We start from the raw sequence: 17790 nt of genomic DNA, 5'->3' as shown, positions 1-17790 counted from the left end.
GGAAAGCGTCCGCCTAAAAGCGAAATGATTCAAGAAAACATAACTTCTTAATAGCCTTTTCTCTTAGAGTTTTAATAACATTTTCTGTATACTGACATAGAGGTGAATCTGGAATGCTTATCAGTGAAAAAGAAATAGAAATCCGCTACGCGGAAACTGATCAGATGGGTGTCGTTTATCATGCGAATTATATTATTTGGCTTGAGATCGGCCGCACAAAACTGATCGAAGACGTTGGATTTACATACGCGGAAATGGAAAGCCAGGGCTATTTGTCCCCTGTGACCGATATATCCATCCAATATAAAGCGGCTATGCGCTATGGCCAGAAAGCCACCGTCCGGACATGGGTCGAAGAACACGGCCGCCTGCGCACAACTTACGGCTACGAAATTTTGCATGAAGACGGCACACTGGCGGCAAAAGCCACTTCCGAGCATGTGGTGGTAAAGAAAGAAACTTTCCGCCCGGTTTCATTGCAGAAAATCTATCCTGAATGGCATGAGAAATACGAAGAAATAAAAAAGAGGGAAGACCATGGCGTTCGGAATTAAGCGAGAGGAACTGGATCGGTGGAAACAGGATGTGGAAGATGGGAATATCGCTTTTTTGACCCATTACTGGATTGATGAGCGGTTTCCCGGATGCAGCACTGTTACAAAAGTTGGCTGCAGCGACCTCGATAAATTAAAAGCGTGGGGCAGACAGTATGGCCTGCGTCCCGAATGGCTTGATCTGCGAGGCAAATATCCTCATTTCGATCTTTTCGGCGACCGGCAAAAGGCGATACTAAAGGCTGAAGGAAAGCTTGAACAAGTGGAAAAGCTCGAAAACTAAAAAAGCTGGAAAAGAAGATGAGACCTTCTTTTCCGGCTTTCCGTTTTTATTCATATGAATAATCAAGTTCATCCAGTTCATCATTGACGGAGACGGAGAGATCATGTCCGTCGAAATACCAGAGATCACTTTGTTCAATAAAATATTTCACCTGATCCTCTTCAACTTCAACGGCCGCTTCATGCGGCTGATCTTTCGTCACGCCAAGTGAAAACCCGGGTTGCAGACCTGAGCCTCCATAACGGACAAAGAATCGGACTGATTCACCGGCCGATACTTCCATTTCATTGTGGAACCAGTCGAATGCGTCTGTACTGATCTTAATTTCCATCGGAATTCACGTCCTTTCAATTAAGCAGCTTAGCCATTTCACCATTTTATCTTTGGTTCTGTGCCTGCGCGAATACGGGCGATGTTCGCGCGGTGGCGATAGAAGATAAACGCCGCCAGCACTAAAATCACGGCAAGGAACGGATAATCTCCTGTATTCACAGCATAAATGATGGCGTAAATAACAGCAACTGTGGCAAGCACCATCGATGACAATGAAACCATTTTGGTGATCTTCAAGGTGATCAGGAGGACCGCAACCGCTACAAGAAACAGTGGCCATTGGTACCCCAGCAGGATTCCTCCGGAAGTGGCGACAGCCTTGCCGCCTTTGAACTTAGCGAACACCGGATACATATGGCCGACGACAGCAATAAGGCCGAGAATCAGCGGGTGGATGTTCGTGTCGATAAGGAGCGGGAGCAGCGTTGCAGCCGTCCCTTTCAAGATATCGAGGATGGTGACGATCAGCCCGGCTGTTTTACCCAGTACACGGAAGGTATTGGTGGCGCCGAGATTGCCGCTGCCTTTGGTCCGGACATCGGTATTGTAGAAAATTTTTCCGATCCAGAGTGCAGACGGAATCGATCCAAGCAGGTAAGCCAGTATTACTGGTAACAATATATCCATGATAGACTCCTTCTAAACTATCTATTTACTAATCCCAGTTTAACACGCAAAAAGTTCTTAAAACAATAGTTGCAGGATTTTTATGAAACAGCGAGAATAACATGTATGATAGAATAAAAAGGACAGGTGATCCCAATGAACAACCCAACCCGTGAAGAAATAAAAAAAGTTCTGGACACTTCCAAAACCATTGCTGTTGTCGGGCTCAGCCCGAATCCGAACCGGACTTCCTATATGGTATCGGAAGCGATGCAAAAAGCAGGTTATCGCATTATCCCCGTAAATCCTGTTGCGGATGAAGTCCTGGGTGAGAAAAGTTACGCTTCACTGAAGGATATACCGGAGCCGGTCGACATTGTCAATGTTTTCAGGCGCAGCGAGTTTTTGAAAGAACTTGCTGAAGAATTCCTTGAAATTGACTGTCCGGTGTTCTGGACGCAGCTGAACGTAGTGGATGATGAAGTATTTGAACGGTTAACGGAACTTGGCCACACAGTAATTATGGACCGCTGCATTAAAGTCGAACACGCCATCCTTAAATAAGGTTACACAAGGAAAAGGGCGCCTGGCGCTCTTTTTCTGTGGTTATTGACAGATGGCGGACTTATCGATACGATTAGAAGATAGATATATGCGAACAGATGTTTGTTGGAGGGAATTTGATGACAAAAACTAAGAATACGGCATACAACGAAGAAGCAATCCAGGTACTTGAAGGATTAGATGCCGTAAGAAAGCGCCCGGGCATGTATATCGGTTCAACCGACACGCGGGGCCTTCATCACCTGGTCTATGAGATCGTCGATAATTCGGTGGATGAAGCACTGGCTGGACACGGCGATAAAATCAGCGTCACCATACATGAAGACAACAGCATCAGCGTACGCGATTACGGCCGTGGTATGCCAACCGGCATGCACCGCAGCGGGAAACCGACGCCTGAGGTTATTTTGACTGTGCTCCATGCCGGAGGGAAATTCGGCCAGGGCGGCTATAAGACAAGTGGCGGACTTCACGGTGTGGGAGCTTCTGTCGTCAATGCATTGTCCGAGTATCTGGAAGTAACGATATACAGGGACGGCAAGAAGTACCGCCAGCGCTTTGAAAATGGCGGCAAACCCGCTACCACGCTTGAAGAGGTCGGTTCCACAAAAGAAAGCGGCACAAATATTCATTTCCGTCCTGACCCTTTAATTTTTTCTGCTACGAAATACAATTATGAAACGCTGAGCGAACGCTTGCGCGAGTCGGCTTTCCTTTTAAAAGGGCTGAAAATCGAGCTTATCGATAAACGGAATGATGAAGAACAGCACGACGTGTTTTTCTATGAAACCGGTATCGAAGCGTTTGTTGAATATTTAAATGAAGAGAAAGATGTATTGCACAAAGTCGCCTATATTGAAGGCAGGCAGGAGGAACTGGAAGTCGAGTTTTCCTTCCAGTTCAACGACGGTTATTCCGAAACCATTCTGTCTTTTGTCAATAATGTCCGCACACGGGACGGGGGCACGCATGAAACCGGGGCCAAAGCCGCCATCACCCGCGTGTTCAATGATTATGCGCGAAAAATTAATCTATTGAAGGAAAAAGATAAAAACCTTGAAGGCTCCGATATCCGTGAAGGGATTGCAGCCATTGTTTCGGTGCGGATTCCGGAGGCATTGCTTCAATTCGAAGGCCAGACGAAAAGCAAACTGGGGACGAGCGAAGCGCGCAGCATCGTGGATTCGGTCGTTTCCCAAAAACTGATGTATTTCCTGGAGGAAAATGCGGATCTCAGCGCTTCACTGGTGCGAAAAGCGATCCGTGCTTCTCAGGCGCGTCTGGCTGCACGAAAGGCGCGTGAAGATGCGCGCAACGGCAAAAAACGCAAAAAATCGGATATGCTGCTGTCCGGAAAATTGACACCGGCGCAATCACGCAATGCAGCAAAAAATGAATTGTATCTGGTGGAGGGTGACTCTGCCGGCGGTTCTGCCAAACAGGGCCGCGACCGCACATTCCAGGCAATTCTGCCGCTCCGCGGGAAGGTCGTTAATACGGAAAAAGCGAAACTGGAAGAAATCATGAAAAACGAGGAAATTTCAACGATCATCCACGCAATCGGCGGTGGGGTTTCTTCAGATTTCTCCGTGGAAGACATCGCCTATAACAAAGTCATCATCATGACGGATGCCGATACGGACGGCGCGCATATCCAAGTGCTGCTGCTGACATTCTTCTATCGCTATATGAAACCATTGATCGAAGCGGGCAAAGTGTTTATTGCATTGCCGCCGCTCTATAAAGTGTCCAAAGGAATCGGCAAAAAAGAAGTGGTCGATTACGCATGGACGGAAGCTGATTTGGAAGCTTCGACCAAAAAAGTCGGTAAAGGATACATGCTGCAGCGTTATAAAGGTCTCGGTGAGATGAATGCCGACCAATTATGGGAGACGACGATGAATCCCGAAACGCGCACGCTGATCCGGGTCACGATAGAAGACGGGGCACGCGCTGAACGCCGCATCACCACATTGATGGGCGATAAAGTGGAACCGCGAAGAAAGTGGATCGAGAATAATGTTGATTTTGGTCTGGAAGACGACAGCAATATTCTTGAAAATGATCTGATCCACGCTGAGGAGGAACTGGTATGACGCAAATCGAACGTTTTCAGGATCTGCCACTCGAAGAAGTCATCGGCGATCGGTTTGGACGGTACAGTAAATACATTATTCAGGACCGGGCACTGCCGGATGCGCGGGACGGCCTGAAACCGGTACAGCGGCGCATCCTGTATGCGATGTACCATGAAGGCAATACGAACGAAAAAGCATTCCGTAAGTCGGCGAAAACGGTCGGCAACGTAATCGGGAACTACCATCCGCACGGGGACAGTTCCGTTTACGAAGCGATGGTTCGTCTCAGCCAGGACTGGAAACTGCGCCATATGCTCGTGGAAATGCACGGCAATAACGGATCGATGGACGGGGATTCGCCGGCAGCGATGCGGTATACAGAAGCCCGGCTATCAGCTATTGCAGGAGAACTTCTGCGGGATATCGACAAACGCACAGTCGATTTTATCCCGAACTTTGATGATTCAGATATGGAACCGACTGTGTTGCCTGCACGCTTCCCGAATCTGCTTGTAAACGGATCCACCGGTATTTCGGCCGGTTATGCCACTGATATTCCGCCGCACGCGCTGCATGAAGTGCTGGATGCGGTTCTGATGCGGATGGATAATCCGGATGCGACGGTGGATGAACTGATGAAAGTCATCAAAGGGCCGGACTTTCCGACTGGCGGCATTATCCAGGGCGTCGACGGCATCCGTAAAGCTTATGAAACCGGAAAAGGCAAGATCATTGTCCGTTCAAAAGCGGACATCGAACCGCTGAAAGGCGGCAAGGAACAGATCGTCATCACAGAAATTCCTTTTGAAGTCAATAAAGCGACGATGATCAAAAAAATAGATGATCAGCGCTTTGACCGCAAACTTGATGGCATTTCCGAAGTACGTGACGAATCGGACCGCAGCGGCCTGCGCATCGTCATTGAATTGAAAAAAGACGTCCAGGCAGCCGGGATCCTGAACTATCTCTACAAAAACACGGATCTGCAGGTAAGCTATAACTTCAATATGGTTGCCATCTATAAACGACGGCCGACGATGATGACCTTGCAGTCATTGCTTGATGCCTATATCGCACACCAAAAAGAAATCGTGACAAAACGTTCTGAATTCGATCTTCATAAAGCCAAAGACCGCATGCATATTGTGGAAGGTTTGATGAAGGCCCTGTCGATACTCGATAAAGTCATCAAAACGATCCGTGCTTCAAAAGACAAGCGTGACGCGAAAAATAATCTGATCGAGTCCTTCGCATTTTCAGAAGCGCAGGCTGAAGCGATTGTCTCCTTGCAGCTTTACAGACTGACGAATACGGATATCACTGAATTGCAGAAAGAAGAGGCAGCACTCAGAAAGCTGATTGAAGAACTCACCGGCATACTGACTAGTGCGACCAAATTGAAAAATGTCATCAAAAAAGAACTGGCCGGCATCCGCAAACAATTTGCGGAACCTCGCCGTTCCGTCATCGAAGAGAAAATCGAAGAGATCACAATCACCCGCGAAGTGATGATTCCGAGTGAAGAAGTGGTGGTAACGGTAACCAAAGAAGGCTACGTGAAACGGACCAGCACAAGATCGCATGCCGCTTCGAACGGCAAGGATTTTGCCATGAAAGAGTCCGATCATCTATTGTTTGAAGGAAACCTCAATACGCAGCACACCATATTGATTTTCACGACAAAAGGAAATTTTGTCTATCAGCCGATCAATGAATTGCCGGATATCAAATGGAAAGATCTCGGACAGCATTTGTCCAGTATCATCCAGTTGGAACCCGATGAATCGGTTCTCGCCGTCTATCCGTTCGAAAATTTCGATGCGGACGCCAGTTTCCTGACCGTTTCAAGACTGGGACAGGTCAAGCGCTCGGCATTAAAGGATTATCAGGTGCAGCGCTATTCACGCACAATCAAGACGATGAATCTGAAAAAAGGCGATACTATGATTTATGCGGGTCTGGTGACAAAGGAAACCGATTTATTCATCGGCACCCATCATGCTTATGCTGTCCGGTTCCCGATAGAAGAAGTGCCTGTGACCGGCCTTCGTACAGCGGGCGTCAAAGGCGTTAATCTGAAAGACAAGGATTTCGCCGTATCGGCAGTACTGATCGATTCAGAAATGAAGCAGGATCTTGTTGTTGTCACGCAGCGCGGGGCAGCCAAAAAGATGCGCGTAACTGAATTTGAAGCAGGCAGCCGGGCAAAACGCGGTGTCGTAATGCTTCGCGAGCTTAAAGCGAATCCGCATCGTGTCATTTCAGTCGAAGCGGTTACAGGAAATGAAGAAATCATTTTGGAAACTGCAAAAAATGTTCGATTGACCATTTCCACAGCTAACCTGAAACCTGTCGACCGCTACTCAAATGGTTCGTTCGTGCTGGACGAAGCATCTGACGGCAAAGTCGAAAATGTGTATCTTATTCCATTAAAAGATTGATTCAGAAGCGTCTCCTTTAAAAAGGAGGCGCTTTTTATATACGACAATGCAGTGAAAAGCCATAATATTTACTCATAAGTAAGTGCTTATGAATAAATATTATTATTATGTAAACTTAAATATTATTTATAAAAATTGCTTAAATCCTTTATCGAACGGTGGGAATTAATGTTAATATCTTTAATAAGAACAGAGAAGCAGGAGGCGGCCTGAAGTGGAAGTTTTCATTACTGTTAAAAGTATGAGTTCGTCAAAAAAGTTTTTGGCCCAGCGGTCCATCATACTGCCGGAAACGGTCAATTCGCTCAGAGGACTGATTGAGGAACTTGTTCATCAAAATATAAGAGCATTAAATGAATTGCCGGAATCACGTACCGTCATCTCTTTCCTGACAGCCAGTGAACTGGAAAGCCATCTTAAAACAGGTAAAGCAGGATTTGATCATGTCTATGGCGGTAAAAAAGCGGATGTGGAAAGAGCACTGGAGGAAGCTGAGCAAGCATTCTCCGACGGACTTTACCGGGTTTTCATCAACGATCATGAAGTGGGAAATTATGAAGAACCAATAGAATTTAAAGAACAGGATAACCTGGTTTTTCTTCGGCTGACCATGTTGGCAGGGAGAATGTGGTGAGCGGATGGAGGATGAAAAATGACTCGAAACATAGATGAACGATTCCTGCAGGACATTGAAGGAAAAGTGGATAATCTGGCGGAAATTGATAAATCACTTGGAAAAAAGCTGATGAAAGCTGCCATAGCAGAAAATTATTTTTATGATGCCCATATTCGCCGCATAAAAAGAGAATTGGAGCGAACAGCTCCTGGTTTCGAGGAAAAAATTGCCAAGCTGAAACTTTTGACCGGGCAGCTCCTGCCCCCCTATTATGCTGAAGTTCTGGCGTACATCATTGAACATTCCACCGAATATGCCACTGGCACCGGTTATTTCAGAAGGCCGTTTCGAACGTCGGATCAATCGGCACATCTGGATCCTATCCTTTGGAAATGCCTTGGACTTTATGCTTTTGCCTCATCGGGGCGGAGCCCGGTGCAGCTGCTGTCCGATGATTCGTATTATGATGAATACAGTATCGCAAGTGACGTCATCGCCTATGAAATCGATCAGCAAAACATAGAAATACTGGAAAGCATTCAACAGGCTGTTTTTGGTGACAATAATCACATCCTGCTGTCGAGAGACCTCATTAAAGGAATGGTCATGAGCCACAATAAAGAAATGTATGAGCTGCTCGGACAGATGCTGGTGGCCGCCAGATTGCAGGAGGGCTTAAGGCAGAGCATTGTGGAAACGATGGATGAAGGCTGTCTTGGCGCAACCATCCACCTGATGCAGGTCATTATTGAACATGATCTCACCCGGTTCAGTTCAGTGGCACGGGCAATGAGTGTCTGGACGGGGATAGAGCTGGATGTGGAAAACAAACGGGTTTTAAAACAGATGATCCGTTATATGCATTCTGCTCTCACTGATGATTCACTCCGGACTGAATGGCTCACCAGTGAAAACGCGGATCAATTGTATATCAGCATTTGGGCGACAGCTGTGCGGGATGAACAGGATTTGGGAAGTGCTGTTGTAGCCGTTATGGAACACGGTGCGCCTTATCAGAAAGCGGCAGCCATGCACGTGCTCCTTCAAAGTGAAAACCTGCACGTCAAATATGCCGTGGCATCTGCAAATCTGGGTGTATCTACAACTGAACTGGAAGCGATGGTCATCGCCAACTACCCGGATACCTTCAATTATGAAGCCGTTTATAAAGTGTATGCGACTGGGGGAAGTGCGCGGGAGGATGTCAATTATATACCTGAACTCGGTAACGACACGGAACGCACCCGTCAGTTTTCGCTGCTGATGGAAATGCTGCTCGCCGCACCGCAAAAAGAACAAACGCTTTCATTGAGACTGTTTAATAACGCTCAAATTCAGTATTCCAGTGATTTTGTCGCTCAGAAAATGCTGTATCTGCTGTCTTATGACCAGGATTTCGATAAGCTGAAAGCGATTCTGAAACATAAAGAGCGCCTAAGTTCAGATACAAAAGGAACGATAATGGAATATTTCATCCGCAATTTAGAAGAACCTGTCCAAAAAGACTTTATTTTTTCCAGTCTGTCGGACCGCAGCAGCCATATCCGTGAACTAGCATTAAAAAAGATCAATCATATGACGCTGGATTCCGGTGAAGTGATCCGTGTGGAAGCACTTATGAAACTGAAAACCGGAACGGTTCGACAGGCTGCAATCAAGCTGTTGCTGAAATTAGACGAACCGATGCTGAAACATTCTTTGGAACGAATGATTACAAGCAAAAATGAGCTGATGCGGCTTGGTGCACTGGAAATTCTGACCGTCCTGAAAGATAAACATCCGGAACAAAATCCAGCTTTTCACCACATGCATTTGTCTATCGATCAGCCGACGCCGAAAGAGCAGATTCTGATGGATAAGCTGTTGATCCAGGAAAAAGAGGCGGTACAGGCAGGACTGGGCTTATACGACCCGAACCGGCAGCTCGTGCTTTTACAAGACCATCCGGAAATTGAGCCGCTTTCGCTGCACTCGTTCATCACGATTCCGCAAAGCCGTTTCAACGAGATTCTTTCCGGACTGGATCGACTCGTCCATGAACACCGAAACGCGTCCTATGAACTGGAATGGTATGGTTCGGCCGAAACGTATTTGATCGGGGCGGAGATCAACCGGGACAATCAGTATGACGGCGAAAATCAGAAAAAAGGAATTCAAACGCTTCCATTGACACAGCTGTGGGTCGATTTTTTTGAAGAAATAAAAGTGACGCCTTCGGAACTGTATCAAATTGAAACAGTCTTTGCGCTGCAGCAGCCTTATCTCTATTACCTGAAGCTTTGCAAAATAGAAGCCGCAGGATCAACACCTTCCAGCAAATGGAGAAAAGAGCTGTTTGAATCGCTTTATCCGCTGACATTCGCGGCTGGGTGCTATGCCATTTTCGATGGGCTGCGATACAAACAGCAGCTGGCGGAAATCATCACCGCATTTTTTGAAGACCGGGATAAACAGGCTTTCTTTGATGTGACCAGCCGAATCTTAAACCACCTGATCAAAGCGATTCCTGAAGAGCTGCGAAAAGAACAGCGCGGATTATATGAATACCTGGCCCATCCGTGGCTCGAATGGCTGTCGGAAGATCTGTCCGGTGAAGAATCATTCAAACGGTATTTCAACTTGAAGTACCAGCTTTACACGGCGAAGAATTTCCGGAAATATAAATTTGAAACTGAAGAAATCGAGCGGGCCCATGCGCTCGGGTTGATTGACAGAAATGAGTGCTTTAAAGAACTGGTGGAACGAAGCGGAGGGGAATATCGCCATCATCTCTATAACCTGACCCATCCTGGTTCGGCAGGCAAATTCAAAGCGCTCACCCCTATAAAAGAAGAACTGGTCGTCCGTCTTTTGGAAATTGAGCTGAGAAGAGGCGAACTTCCGACACCCATTTCGAAATTGGTCGTGGAAATCGACCATTTTAATGGAATCGAATATTTTGTCTCGATTTTGAAAGCAATGGACAATGAAACATTTGCCCGTGGATATTTCTATTCATTTTTCAGTGAATATGCCAAAAAGGATGTCTTGAGCCATCTGCTCAGAAACTGTCATCCGCATCAACATGACAGTGCAGAACGTCTGGCGCATCTTCTCAAGGACTTTCCGGTTACGGATAAACGCCTGCTGGAAGCGGCCATGTACGCGCCTCAATGGACCGACATTATTTCCGGCTACCTGAGATGGGACGGCCTGAAAAAAGCGATCTGGTATTTCCATGCGCATACCGGCGAAAACCTGTCTGCTGAAAAAGAGACGATTATAGCCCATTACTCAAAAATCTCTCCGGAACAGTTTAATGACGGGGCTTTTGATATCGGCTGGTTTACTGAAGCTTATAAGGAACTGGGAGAAGAGCGTTTTAACCAGCTGTATGCCTGTGCAAAATATATTTCGACAGGCGCCTTCCACAGGAGAGCACAATTATTTGCAGATGCAGCCATGGGGAAATTGGATCCGGAAGAACTGAAAGCAAGCATACGGACAAAACGCAATAAAGAGCATTTATTGTCGTTCAGTTTGCTGCCGGTCACCGGTGACTCCGAAGAGACCATATTGGAACGCTATGATTTCATCCAGCAATTCTTGACGGAAAGCAGAAGTTTCGGGGCACAGAGGCGTGCGAGTGAAGCCAAGGTGGTGGACATCGCTTTGATGAATTTAGCGGAAGCCGGAGGCTATGGAGATGTGACGCGGATGCGCTGGTCACTGGAAGCCAGAAAAATGGACGCCCTTCAGCCGTACACCGTTCCGGCAGATATGGAAGGATACACGGTCCATATCGCCATTGATGACAACGGCAAAAGCCGGCTTCTAATCTTTCGGGACGAAAAAGAACTGGCATCACTGCCCGCCAAACTAAAAAAGAATGAATATGTAAAAACGTTGAAAGAAATCCACTCCAAATTAAAAGAGCAATACAGCCGAAACCGGATCGAACTGGAAAAGTCCCTGATTTTACAGACTCCATTCCGTGCAGCCGAACTGCATCAGATGCTGCAAAACCCGACAGTGGCACCGCTAGTGAAAAAACTGGTATTCCAAATAGGGGAGCGCTTTGGTTTTATTGGTGAAACAGGACTTATGCAAGAAGACGGTGAAGTTTACCCGCTCCAGCAGACAGAAGCCGCAACAATCGCCCATTGTGCAACTCTGCAGGAACACGGAGTATGGGCAGCTTACCAGCGTATTATCTATGATCAGAAGGTCGTCCAGCCATTCAAGCAGGTATTCCGTGAACTGTATGTTCTCAATGAAGACGAAAAACAGGATGGCTACCGGTCATTGCGCTACGCGGGCCATCAGCTTCAGCCTGCCAAAGCGATTGCGCTCTTCAGAGGGCGCTCATGGACGATTCACTATGAAACCGGTTTGCAAAAAGTTTACCACCAGGAAAATATCATCGCGACAGTGGACGCAATGGCTGACTGGTTTTCACCGGCTGATATTGAAAGTCCCGCGCTGGAACATGTGGCATTCTTTCACCGCAGAACCCATGAACCGGTGAAACTGATGGACATTCCGCCGATTATTTTCTCGGAAACCATGAGGGATGTGGATTTGGCCGTAAGCGTTGCACATGTCGGCGGCGTCGATCCGGAAGCCAGCCTGACGACGATCGAGATGCGAAAAGCGATTATCGGTGAATCGTTGAGGCTGACAAAAACGGAAAATGTCCGGCTGGATAAGAACTTTGCTGTTATCAAAGGGACTATGGGAGAGTACGGGGTCCATCTGGGCAGCGGCTCGGTGCAGAGAATGGCGATTGGTTCCATTTATATCATTCCTGTCCACAGCCAGCACAGAGGCAGACTGTTCCTGCCATTTTTGGATGAAGATCCGAAAACGGCTGAAATTCTGGCGAAAATCCTTTTACTGGCCAATGACCAAACGATAAAAGATCCGCATATTCTGGCACAGCTCAGAGCTTAACAAAGTTTCCGGCACAGAAAAAGGCAGCCCTCATCGGCTGCCTTTTTGCGTATGGAGTTTCTATCAGCGTACTTTTCCAAAATACAGCGTATCGTAATTTCCCTTTTCCTCATCGGGATTGAGAGTCTGCAGGTTCTCCGGCAGATGGATGATCTCTTCTGCTGTATTGGTCAATCGCTTGACCTGGTGTCTATTCTCTGGATCCCGCTCAGCACGTCCTACGATTCGGTCGGTGATTGCCCGTACCGACGCATTCAAATCGACGACCGAATTCATGGTACCTTTACCTGCGTCCACCAGCATGCCGATCTTTTCAGACTTAACGGCAATTTCTTCCGACAGTTCGGTTGTGGTATGCGTCAAGCTGGAAAGTTCCAGATTCAGCCCATCAAAGCGTTCCTTCATGTTGTTTGCTGAACCTTTGATCTTTTTCATCGGTTCTTTCATGCCTTTAACGAAAAGTGCTACACCAATCCCTGCGATAATCAGGCCAAGTACAAGTATTCCGATTATAATGATCCACCAAATTGTCGAATCCATTCATTATCCTCCTTTGTAAACATCCTGTATTGCTTTTCTATACCCAATATGAATGCACGATTAACATACTGGCAGCGATAAAAAAGGCTTTCGCAGTTTCGCGAAAGCCTTTTGACAGAGATTGTACCACTCAGGAAACCATTTTCAAGCCGACTGCAGAGCCCAGCACCATGGCGATGAAAAGGATTCGTTTCCAATCCTTATCTTCATTATAGAAAAGCATTCCGATAATCGCGCCGCCGGAAGCACCTATTCCTGTCCAGACAGCATAGGCAGTGCCCATCGGCAATGTTTCCATGGCAATTGATAAAAAGACAAAGCTCAGTCCGAAACCGGCAAGCAGCATAAGCAATGAATGCCATTTGCGGTCATGATGCCATTTATTGATCATCGCAACACCCGCCATTTCAAACAATCCGGCTATAACCAGGGAAATCCAGGCCATTAGGCTTCAGCTCCTTTATCCGATTTGTCATCTGTCACCAGTTTCAATCCGATGACACCTGCCAGCAATACGCCGATCAGAAAGATCTTCGACCATTGGAGCGGTTCATTGAAAATCATGATCTCTGCCAGCACTGTTCCGGCGGTACCCATCCCGACGAAAACGGCATAGACGGTACCGACCGGCAGTTTCCGTCCCGCCATAATCATCAGGTAAAAACTGACGATGATGGCAATGATCGTTCCGGTCCAGGGCCAGAAGCCGTCCGCATGCTTCAGGCCGATAACCCAGAAAACTTCAAAAAAGGCGGCAATATAGACTTTTGTCCATTCTTTATTCATTTGAAAATCCCTCCTGCTGCAAAATAAAAAAGCCTGAAAAAACTGTTGTACAGTTTCTCCCAGGCTTTTGTCCCTCCGTGTCACAGCATAGCTGTGTGTTTTCTCTCGGACCAGGCCAAGCGGAAGCTTGCGGAACCCTAGAAAACTTTAGATCGTATTATTTGATTACTGCCCAAGTATACATGAGATTCACGATGGGTTAAAGGGATACGTATTATATAGAAGAAAGGGAAGAGAATCGCTGACTATTCATGGCGGTTCAATTCATTGACATATAAAAATAGGCATGTTAAGCTTATCTCGAATTAAAGATATATGAATTAAAACAAAAGAGGTGAGCGGGATGGATTTACCGAATCGCAATCTGAAAGCTGTCGCCGTGATTATCCGGGCAGCCGATGCCATACGGGAAGTAATAAAAAACGATGCAGCCGCCAGCGGTCTCAACCCCACCGAATTTTCAGTTCTTGAATTACTGTACCACCAGGGCAGGCAACCGATACAATCGATCGGCAAAAAGGTTTTGATTGCCAGCAGCAGCATTACGTACGTCGTCGATAAACTGGAAGTGAAGAAATATGTCAGGCGGACTGAATGCGCGGAAGACCGGCGTGTGACATATGCAGAACTGACAGAAGAAGGACGGGCATTGTTGGAACGCATTTGGCCTGAGCATGAAATGATGATTGATAGACTGTTTGATGAACTGAAACCGGAAGAGAAAGAAAACATGATCAGTAATCTGAAAAAAGTCGGTTACAAGGCACTGGAAGTTTAAAATATTTTAGGCTTTTATAATCTTGTTTTGAGATACTATAATTCGAATTTAAGGAGCGGATCAGATGAATGAATTAAAAGGAATCCACCACGTAACAGCCATAACGAGCAGTGCGGAAAAAAACTATGAGTTTTTCACGTATGTACTGGGCATGCGCCTTGTGAAAAAGACCGTGAACCAGGACGACATCCAGACGTATCATCTGTTTTTTGCGGATGACAAAGGTTCAGCGGGAACGGATATGACGTTCTTTGACTTTCCGGGAATTCCGAAAGGGACACACGGCACAAACGAAATCTACAAAACAGCTTTCCGGGTGCCATCAGACGCCGCACTCGATTATTGGATCAAACGTTTCGATAAATACGAAGTGAAACATTCAGGCATCAAAGAATTATTTGGAAAGAAGACTTTGTCATTCGTCGATTTTGATGACCAGCAGTATATGCTGGTGTCGGATGAATTGGATGAAGGCGTGGAATCCGGCACACCTTGGCAGAACGGACCCGTTCCACTCGAGTTTGCCATTACCGGACTCGGGCCGATCCACATCCGCATTGCTCAATTCGATTATTTGAAGCAAGTGCTCGAAAAAGTGATGGGCATGCGCGAAATCGCCAAAGAAGGTTCCCTGCATTTATTCGAAATGGGCCAGGGCGGCAACGGGGCACAGGTCATCGTTGAGTATAACGCCATTCTTCCAGCCGGGCGGCAAGGTTTCGGCACGGTCCATCATACCGCATTCCGTGTGCATGATACGGCGGCATTGAACGAGTGGATCGACCATATGCAGGCGACTGGCATCGGCACTTCGGGTTATGTGGACCGCTTCTTCTTCGAATCGCTGTATGCACGCGTGGCTCCGGGCATCCTGTTCGAATGGGCGACGGATGGTCCAGGCTTTATGGGGGATGAGCCTTATGAAACCCTGGGTGAGAAATTAAGCCTTCCACCATTCCTTGAAGCACAGCGGAATCGCATTGAAAGTATGGTGCGCCCTATTGACACGGTCCGCAGTACCCGTGCAATCGAAAAAGAATATTTGTAAAAAGTGAGTAAACAGAAATGACTTTATTTTCAAACCTATTCAAATCAAAACAACAGGGGGAAACAGAAATGACAAAATTGAACATCGGTATTATCTTGGGATCAACACGTGAAGGGCGCTTAAGCCCGCAGGTAGGGAATTGGGTAAAAGAATTGGCTGATAAACGCGGAGACGCGAACTATACAATCATCGACATCGCAGATTATAAATTGCCATTGCTTGGTGAAAATGGCCACGATGCTTCAGGAGCGGCAGAATGGTCCAAAGCAGTAGCAGAGCAGGACGGGTTCGTATTCATCGTTCAGGAATACAATCACTCAATCACGGGTTCATTGAAGAATGCGCTGGATTACCTGCGTGAAGAGTGGAACAACAAAGCAGCCGGGATTGTCTCATATGGTTCTGTAGGCGGTGCACGTGCGGCAGAACATCTTCGCGGCATCCTTGGCGAATTATCGGTAGCGGACGTACGCGTTCACCCGGCATTGTCGCTGTTCACTGATTTCGAAAATGGAGCGGATTTCAAACCGGCTGCAGTACAGGCGGATTCCGTTAACCAGATGCTTGATCAGGTCATTCCGTGGGCAACTGCATTGAAAACAATTCGCTAATCTAAAAATCAATTATAGTAAGAAGGTGCCAATCCGGCATCTTCTTTTTTTGCGGTCCGGAAAAGTGGATGCATTTTTGTGAACGTTCGTATACTGTTAACACATGTTTACGAACGGTTAAATAGCTTGATTTAATGTGATTTGAATCTCTTTTGAAGAAAGATGCAAGCTCTTCATACTGGATATATATGTTAAAATTGAATAAAGGAAGTATGGTTGTTAAGTAACGAGCTACTTCTATAAAACTTTACTGGATTAAAGGAGAAGTCATTTTGAGAATAACTATGCAGCCATCAAATGAGCAGATTAATAACTGGATTGAACAATATGTGCCTGTACAAGACCTGTTCTTTGTTAAAGAAGAGCACCTGCCTTTATTTGAAGAAGAGATTTTGCAGGCTTTGCTTATTCCGAGAGAAGAGTTTTTCAATCATGCATCTTACAAACAAATACAGCTTGTAAACAGCTACGAGTACTGGAACTTGTCGAAAGAAGTTGAATTTGTAATTGTGGCTCATGCAAATTGGATTACAGAAATAGCTCCTGCTAAAAAAGAAAAACTTTTGCAGATTCAGGTAAAGATGAATAGAGGTTTAATTTTCCCACTGTCCTATTTTCCGGGAGGGTCGCTCCCTCTGAATGAATATGGTGTGAAAACTTCAGAGGTTGAATCTGTTGTTTTGTATGCGGATCTGTGGGAAAAACTATCGTTTTCTGCGAAGGCACATTTGCTAAAGACATATGCACAGCAATGGGATGGTTGGGTAAGCGAAGAAGCGCCAGTTCATCTCTCAAGCATGATTAAAAAATGCGCAAACACTTTTCCAATCGAAGCAGGTAGCAATTGCTTGTCCACAACACTCTTCGCCATTTCACAGCAAGAATGGATGATTCATGAGTGGGTACACCCTCAAACGTTTATGGAGAAGTTGCGCAGAACACATCACCTTATCAAAACAGAAGAGTTGATGGAAGGAGATGTGGCAGTATGGGAATCCGACGCAGGTCAAATCCAGCATGCTTCTTATCATGTAGGGAATGAGCTTTTCTTTAACAAGAATGGACAAACCTTTTTCAACCCGTGGAAAATCATTAATTTCGATGAACTTCAAGCGGAGTGGAGACAGTATTCTCTGAAGATATATCGTCAGAAATAATTAAAAAATTTTGCTATTGCGCTTATTTTGTTGACCTGAATGTAACTTAAGTGCAGTTAAGTTATATTCAAAATCAGTTAAAGTATTAAAGAATATTATGTAGACGAGAATGAAATATGAGGTGTTTGGGATGAAAAAAGATACTTTTTCTATAATTGTGATTTTGGCATTTATCGGCTTTTTAGTTGCAACGTTTTTTCTCCAATACGAATATTTTTTTCTAACTCGGATTGTTTCACTTATCTTCGCAGTCGTTTATTTAGTGATTGAATTGAAGAAAGAGTATTTCTCATCAAACAAGCCGTTATTTATTCTTTTTAGTGTCGTTAGCATGTTAGCTTTAACTGTCAGTATCTTGTTTGATGAAACTTTTGGGACTGATGAATTTAATGCTAGAATTTTTTATAGCTTGATATTTATGTTCAGTCTTCTCGTAATTAGCTATAGAGATTTATACGAGAAA

Annotated in this window: 17 protein-coding genes and 1 riboswitch; of the genes, 12 read left to right on the top strand and 5 right to left on the bottom strand. The window is 45.9% G+C overall.

Annotation, left to right across the window (positions count from 1 at the left end; all coding sequences use genetic code 11):
* The first annotated feature begins 113 nt into the window (after window positions 1-113).
* Both KW93_RS15855 and KW93_RS15850 read left to right on the top strand, forming a co-directional pair.
* Window positions 114-554 (top strand): acyl-CoA thioesterase, encoded by a 441-nt coding sequence (locus tag KW93_RS15855; protein WP_033544023.1) that lies wholly within the window; start codon window positions 114-116, stop codon window positions 552-554.
* Window positions 538-837, top strand: coding sequence for a hypothetical protein (locus tag KW93_RS15850; protein WP_033544022.1), 300 nt, complete (start codon window positions 538-540; stop codon window positions 835-837). Before KW93_RS15855 ends, KW93_RS15850 begins: the two co-directional genes overlap by 17 nt.
* 46 nt (window positions 838-883) lie before the next feature.
* Here KW93_RS15850 and KW93_RS15845 read toward each other — a convergent pair whose 3' ends face one another.
* Window positions 884-1168 carry a HesB/YadR/YfhF family protein gene (locus tag KW93_RS15845; protein WP_033544021.1) on the bottom strand — a complete coding sequence of 95 codons (285 nt, stop codon included), beginning with the start codon at window positions 1166-1168 and terminating at the stop codon, window positions 884-886.
* A gap of 38 nt (window positions 1169-1206) precedes the next feature.
* Window positions 1207-1797 (bottom strand): glycerol-3-phosphate 1-O-acyltransferase PlsY, encoded by a 591-nt coding sequence (plsY, locus tag KW93_RS15840; protein ID WP_033544020.1) that lies wholly within the window; start codon window positions 1795-1797, stop codon window positions 1207-1209.
* A 129-nt stretch (window positions 1798-1926) separates the two neighbouring features.
* Here plsY and KW93_RS15835 point away from each other — a divergent pair, with 129 nt between their 5' ends.
* From KW93_RS15835 to KW93_RS15815, 5 genes are all read left to right on the top strand, one after another.
* The gene (locus tag KW93_RS15835) at window positions 1927-2340 is read left to right on the top strand and encodes a CoA-binding protein (RefSeq protein ID WP_033544026.1); all 414 of its coding nucleotides are present in this window, start codon (window positions 1927-1929) and stop codon (window positions 2338-2340) included.
* A 119-nt stretch (window positions 2341-2459) separates the two neighbouring features.
* Window positions 2460-4436 carry a DNA topoisomerase IV subunit B gene (parE, locus tag KW93_RS15830; RefSeq protein WP_033544019.1) on the top strand — a complete coding sequence of 659 codons (1977 nt, stop codon included), beginning with the start codon at window positions 2460-2462 and terminating at the stop codon, window positions 4434-4436.
* A complete protein-coding gene (gene parC, locus KW93_RS15825; protein WP_033544018.1) occupies window positions 4433-6859 on the top strand; it encodes a DNA topoisomerase IV subunit A in 2427 nt (808 codons plus the stop codon). Before parE ends, parC begins: the two co-directional genes overlap by 4 nt.
* A 214-nt stretch (window positions 6860-7073) precedes the next feature.
* Window positions 7074-7493, top strand: a complete 420-nt coding sequence (locus tag KW93_RS15820; RefSeq protein ID WP_033544017.1) for a hypothetical protein — start codon at window positions 7074-7076, stop codon at window positions 7491-7493.
* Between the two features lie 18 nt (window positions 7494-7511).
* On the top strand, window positions 7512-12407 hold the full coding sequence (locus tag KW93_RS15815; RefSeq protein WP_052131666.1) for a DUF4132 domain-containing protein: 4896 nt from the start codon (window positions 7512-7514) through the stop codon (window positions 12405-12407).
* Window positions 12408-12470: 63 nt separating this feature from the next.
* Here KW93_RS15815 and KW93_RS15810 read toward each other — a convergent pair whose 3' ends face one another.
* The 3 genes from KW93_RS15810 to KW93_RS15800 all read right to left on the bottom strand — a co-directional run bounded on the left by KW93_RS15810 (window position 12471) and on the right by KW93_RS15800 (window position 13733).
* Window positions 12471-12947 carry a hypothetical protein gene (locus tag KW93_RS15810; protein WP_052131665.1) on the bottom strand — a complete coding sequence of 159 codons (477 nt, stop codon included), beginning with the start codon at window positions 12945-12947 and terminating at the stop codon, window positions 12471-12473.
* A 130-nt stretch (window positions 12948-13077) separates the two neighbouring features.
* The gene (locus KW93_RS15805) at window positions 13078-13392 is read right to left on the bottom strand and encodes a DMT family transporter (protein WP_033544016.1); all 315 of its coding nucleotides are present in this window, start codon (window positions 13390-13392) and stop codon (window positions 13078-13080) included.
* The gene (locus KW93_RS15800; protein ID WP_033544015.1) at window positions 13392-13733 is read right to left on the bottom strand and encodes a DMT family transporter; all 342 of its coding nucleotides are present in this window, start codon (window positions 13731-13733) and stop codon (window positions 13392-13394) included. Before KW93_RS15800 ends, KW93_RS15805 begins: the two co-directional genes overlap by 1 nt.
* 54 nt (window positions 13734-13787) lie before the next feature.
* Window positions 13788-13885: riboswitch (guanidine-I (ykkC/yxkD leader) on the bottom strand.
* A gap of 191 nt (window positions 13886-14076) precedes the next feature.
* Here KW93_RS15800 and KW93_RS15795 point away from each other — a divergent pair.
* From KW93_RS15795 to KW93_RS15775, 5 genes are all read left to right on the top strand, one after another.
* The gene (locus KW93_RS15795) at window positions 14077-14511 is read left to right on the top strand and encodes a MarR family winged helix-turn-helix transcriptional regulator (RefSeq protein ID WP_033544014.1); all 435 of its coding nucleotides are present in this window, start codon (window positions 14077-14079) and stop codon (window positions 14509-14511) included.
* Between the two features lie 64 nt (window positions 14512-14575).
* Window positions 14576-15559, top strand: a complete 984-nt coding sequence (locus KW93_RS15790) for a ring-cleaving dioxygenase (RefSeq protein ID WP_033544013.1) — start codon at window positions 14576-14578, stop codon at window positions 15557-15559.
* A gap of 17 nt (window positions 15560-15576) precedes the next feature.
* Window positions 15577-16170: an NADPH-dependent FMN reductase gene (locus KW93_RS15785; RefSeq protein WP_200883356.1), complete on the top strand. Its 594-nt coding sequence runs from the start codon at window positions 15577-15579 to the stop codon at window positions 16168-16170.
* A gap of 272 nt (window positions 16171-16442) precedes the next feature.
* A complete protein-coding gene (locus tag KW93_RS15780; protein WP_033544011.1) occupies window positions 16443-17327 on the top strand; it encodes a hypothetical protein in 885 nt (294 codons plus the stop codon).
* 130 nt (window positions 17328-17457) lie between these two features.
* Window positions 17458-17790, top strand: a 333-nt coding sequence (locus KW93_RS15775; protein WP_033544010.1) for a hypothetical protein, incomplete at its 3' end; no start/stop codon positions are given.

The sequence above is a fragment of the Planococcus sp. CAU13 genome (assembly GCF_000775575.1).
Taxonomy (GTDB): domain Bacteria; phylum Bacillota; class Bacilli; order Bacillales_A; family Planococcaceae; genus Planococcus.
This window is presented reverse-complemented; position numbering and strand designations above follow the sequence as displayed.

What these genes read in the sequence shown, in the direction of transcription:
- KW93_RS15855 (WP_033544023.1), top strand. Translation starts at nt 114, where the DNA reads ATGCTTATCAGTGAAAAAGAAATAGAAATCCGCTACGCGGAAACTGAT.
- KW93_RS15850 (WP_033544022.1), top strand. Translation starts at nt 538, where the DNA reads ATGGCGTTCGGAATTAAGCGAGAGGAACTGGATCGGTGGAAACAGGAT.
- plsY (WP_033544020.1), bottom strand. Translation starts at nt 1,797, where the DNA reads ATGGATATATTGTTACCAGTAATACTGGCTTACCTGCTTGGATCGATT.
- KW93_RS15785 (WP_200883356.1), top strand. Translation starts at nt 15,577, where the DNA reads ATGACTTTATTTTCAAACCTATTCAAATCAAAACAACAGGGGGAAACA.
- parC (WP_033544018.1), top strand. Translation starts at nt 4,433, where the DNA reads ATGACGCAAATCGAACGTTTTCAGGATCTGCCACTCGAAGAAGTCATC.
- KW93_RS15800 (WP_033544015.1), bottom strand. Translation starts at nt 13,733, where the DNA reads ATGAATAAAGAATGGACAAAAGTCTATATTGCCGCCTTTTTTGAAGTT.
- KW93_RS15795 (WP_033544014.1), top strand. Translation starts at nt 14,077, where the DNA reads ATGGATTTACCGAATCGCAATCTGAAAGCTGTCGCCGTGATTATCCGG.
- KW93_RS15810 (WP_052131665.1), bottom strand. Translation starts at nt 12,947, where the DNA reads ATGGATTCGACAATTTGGTGGATCATTATAATCGGAATACTTGTACTT.
- KW93_RS15845 (WP_033544021.1), bottom strand. Translation starts at nt 1,168, where the DNA reads ATGGAAATTAAGATCAGTACAGACGCATTCGACTGGTTCCACAATGAA.
- KW93_RS15805 (WP_033544016.1), bottom strand. Translation starts at nt 13,392, where the DNA reads ATGGCCTGGATTTCCCTGGTTATAGCCGGATTGTTTGAAATGGCGGGT.
- KW93_RS15815 (WP_052131666.1), top strand. Translation starts at nt 7,512, where the DNA reads ATGACTCGAAACATAGATGAACGATTCCTGCAGGACATTGAAGGAAAA.
- KW93_RS15790 (WP_033544013.1), top strand. Translation starts at nt 14,576, where the DNA reads ATGAATGAATTAAAAGGAATCCACCACGTAACAGCCATAACGAGCAGT.
- parE (WP_033544019.1), top strand. Translation starts at nt 2,460, where the DNA reads ATGACAAAAACTAAGAATACGGCATACAACGAAGAAGCAATCCAGGTA.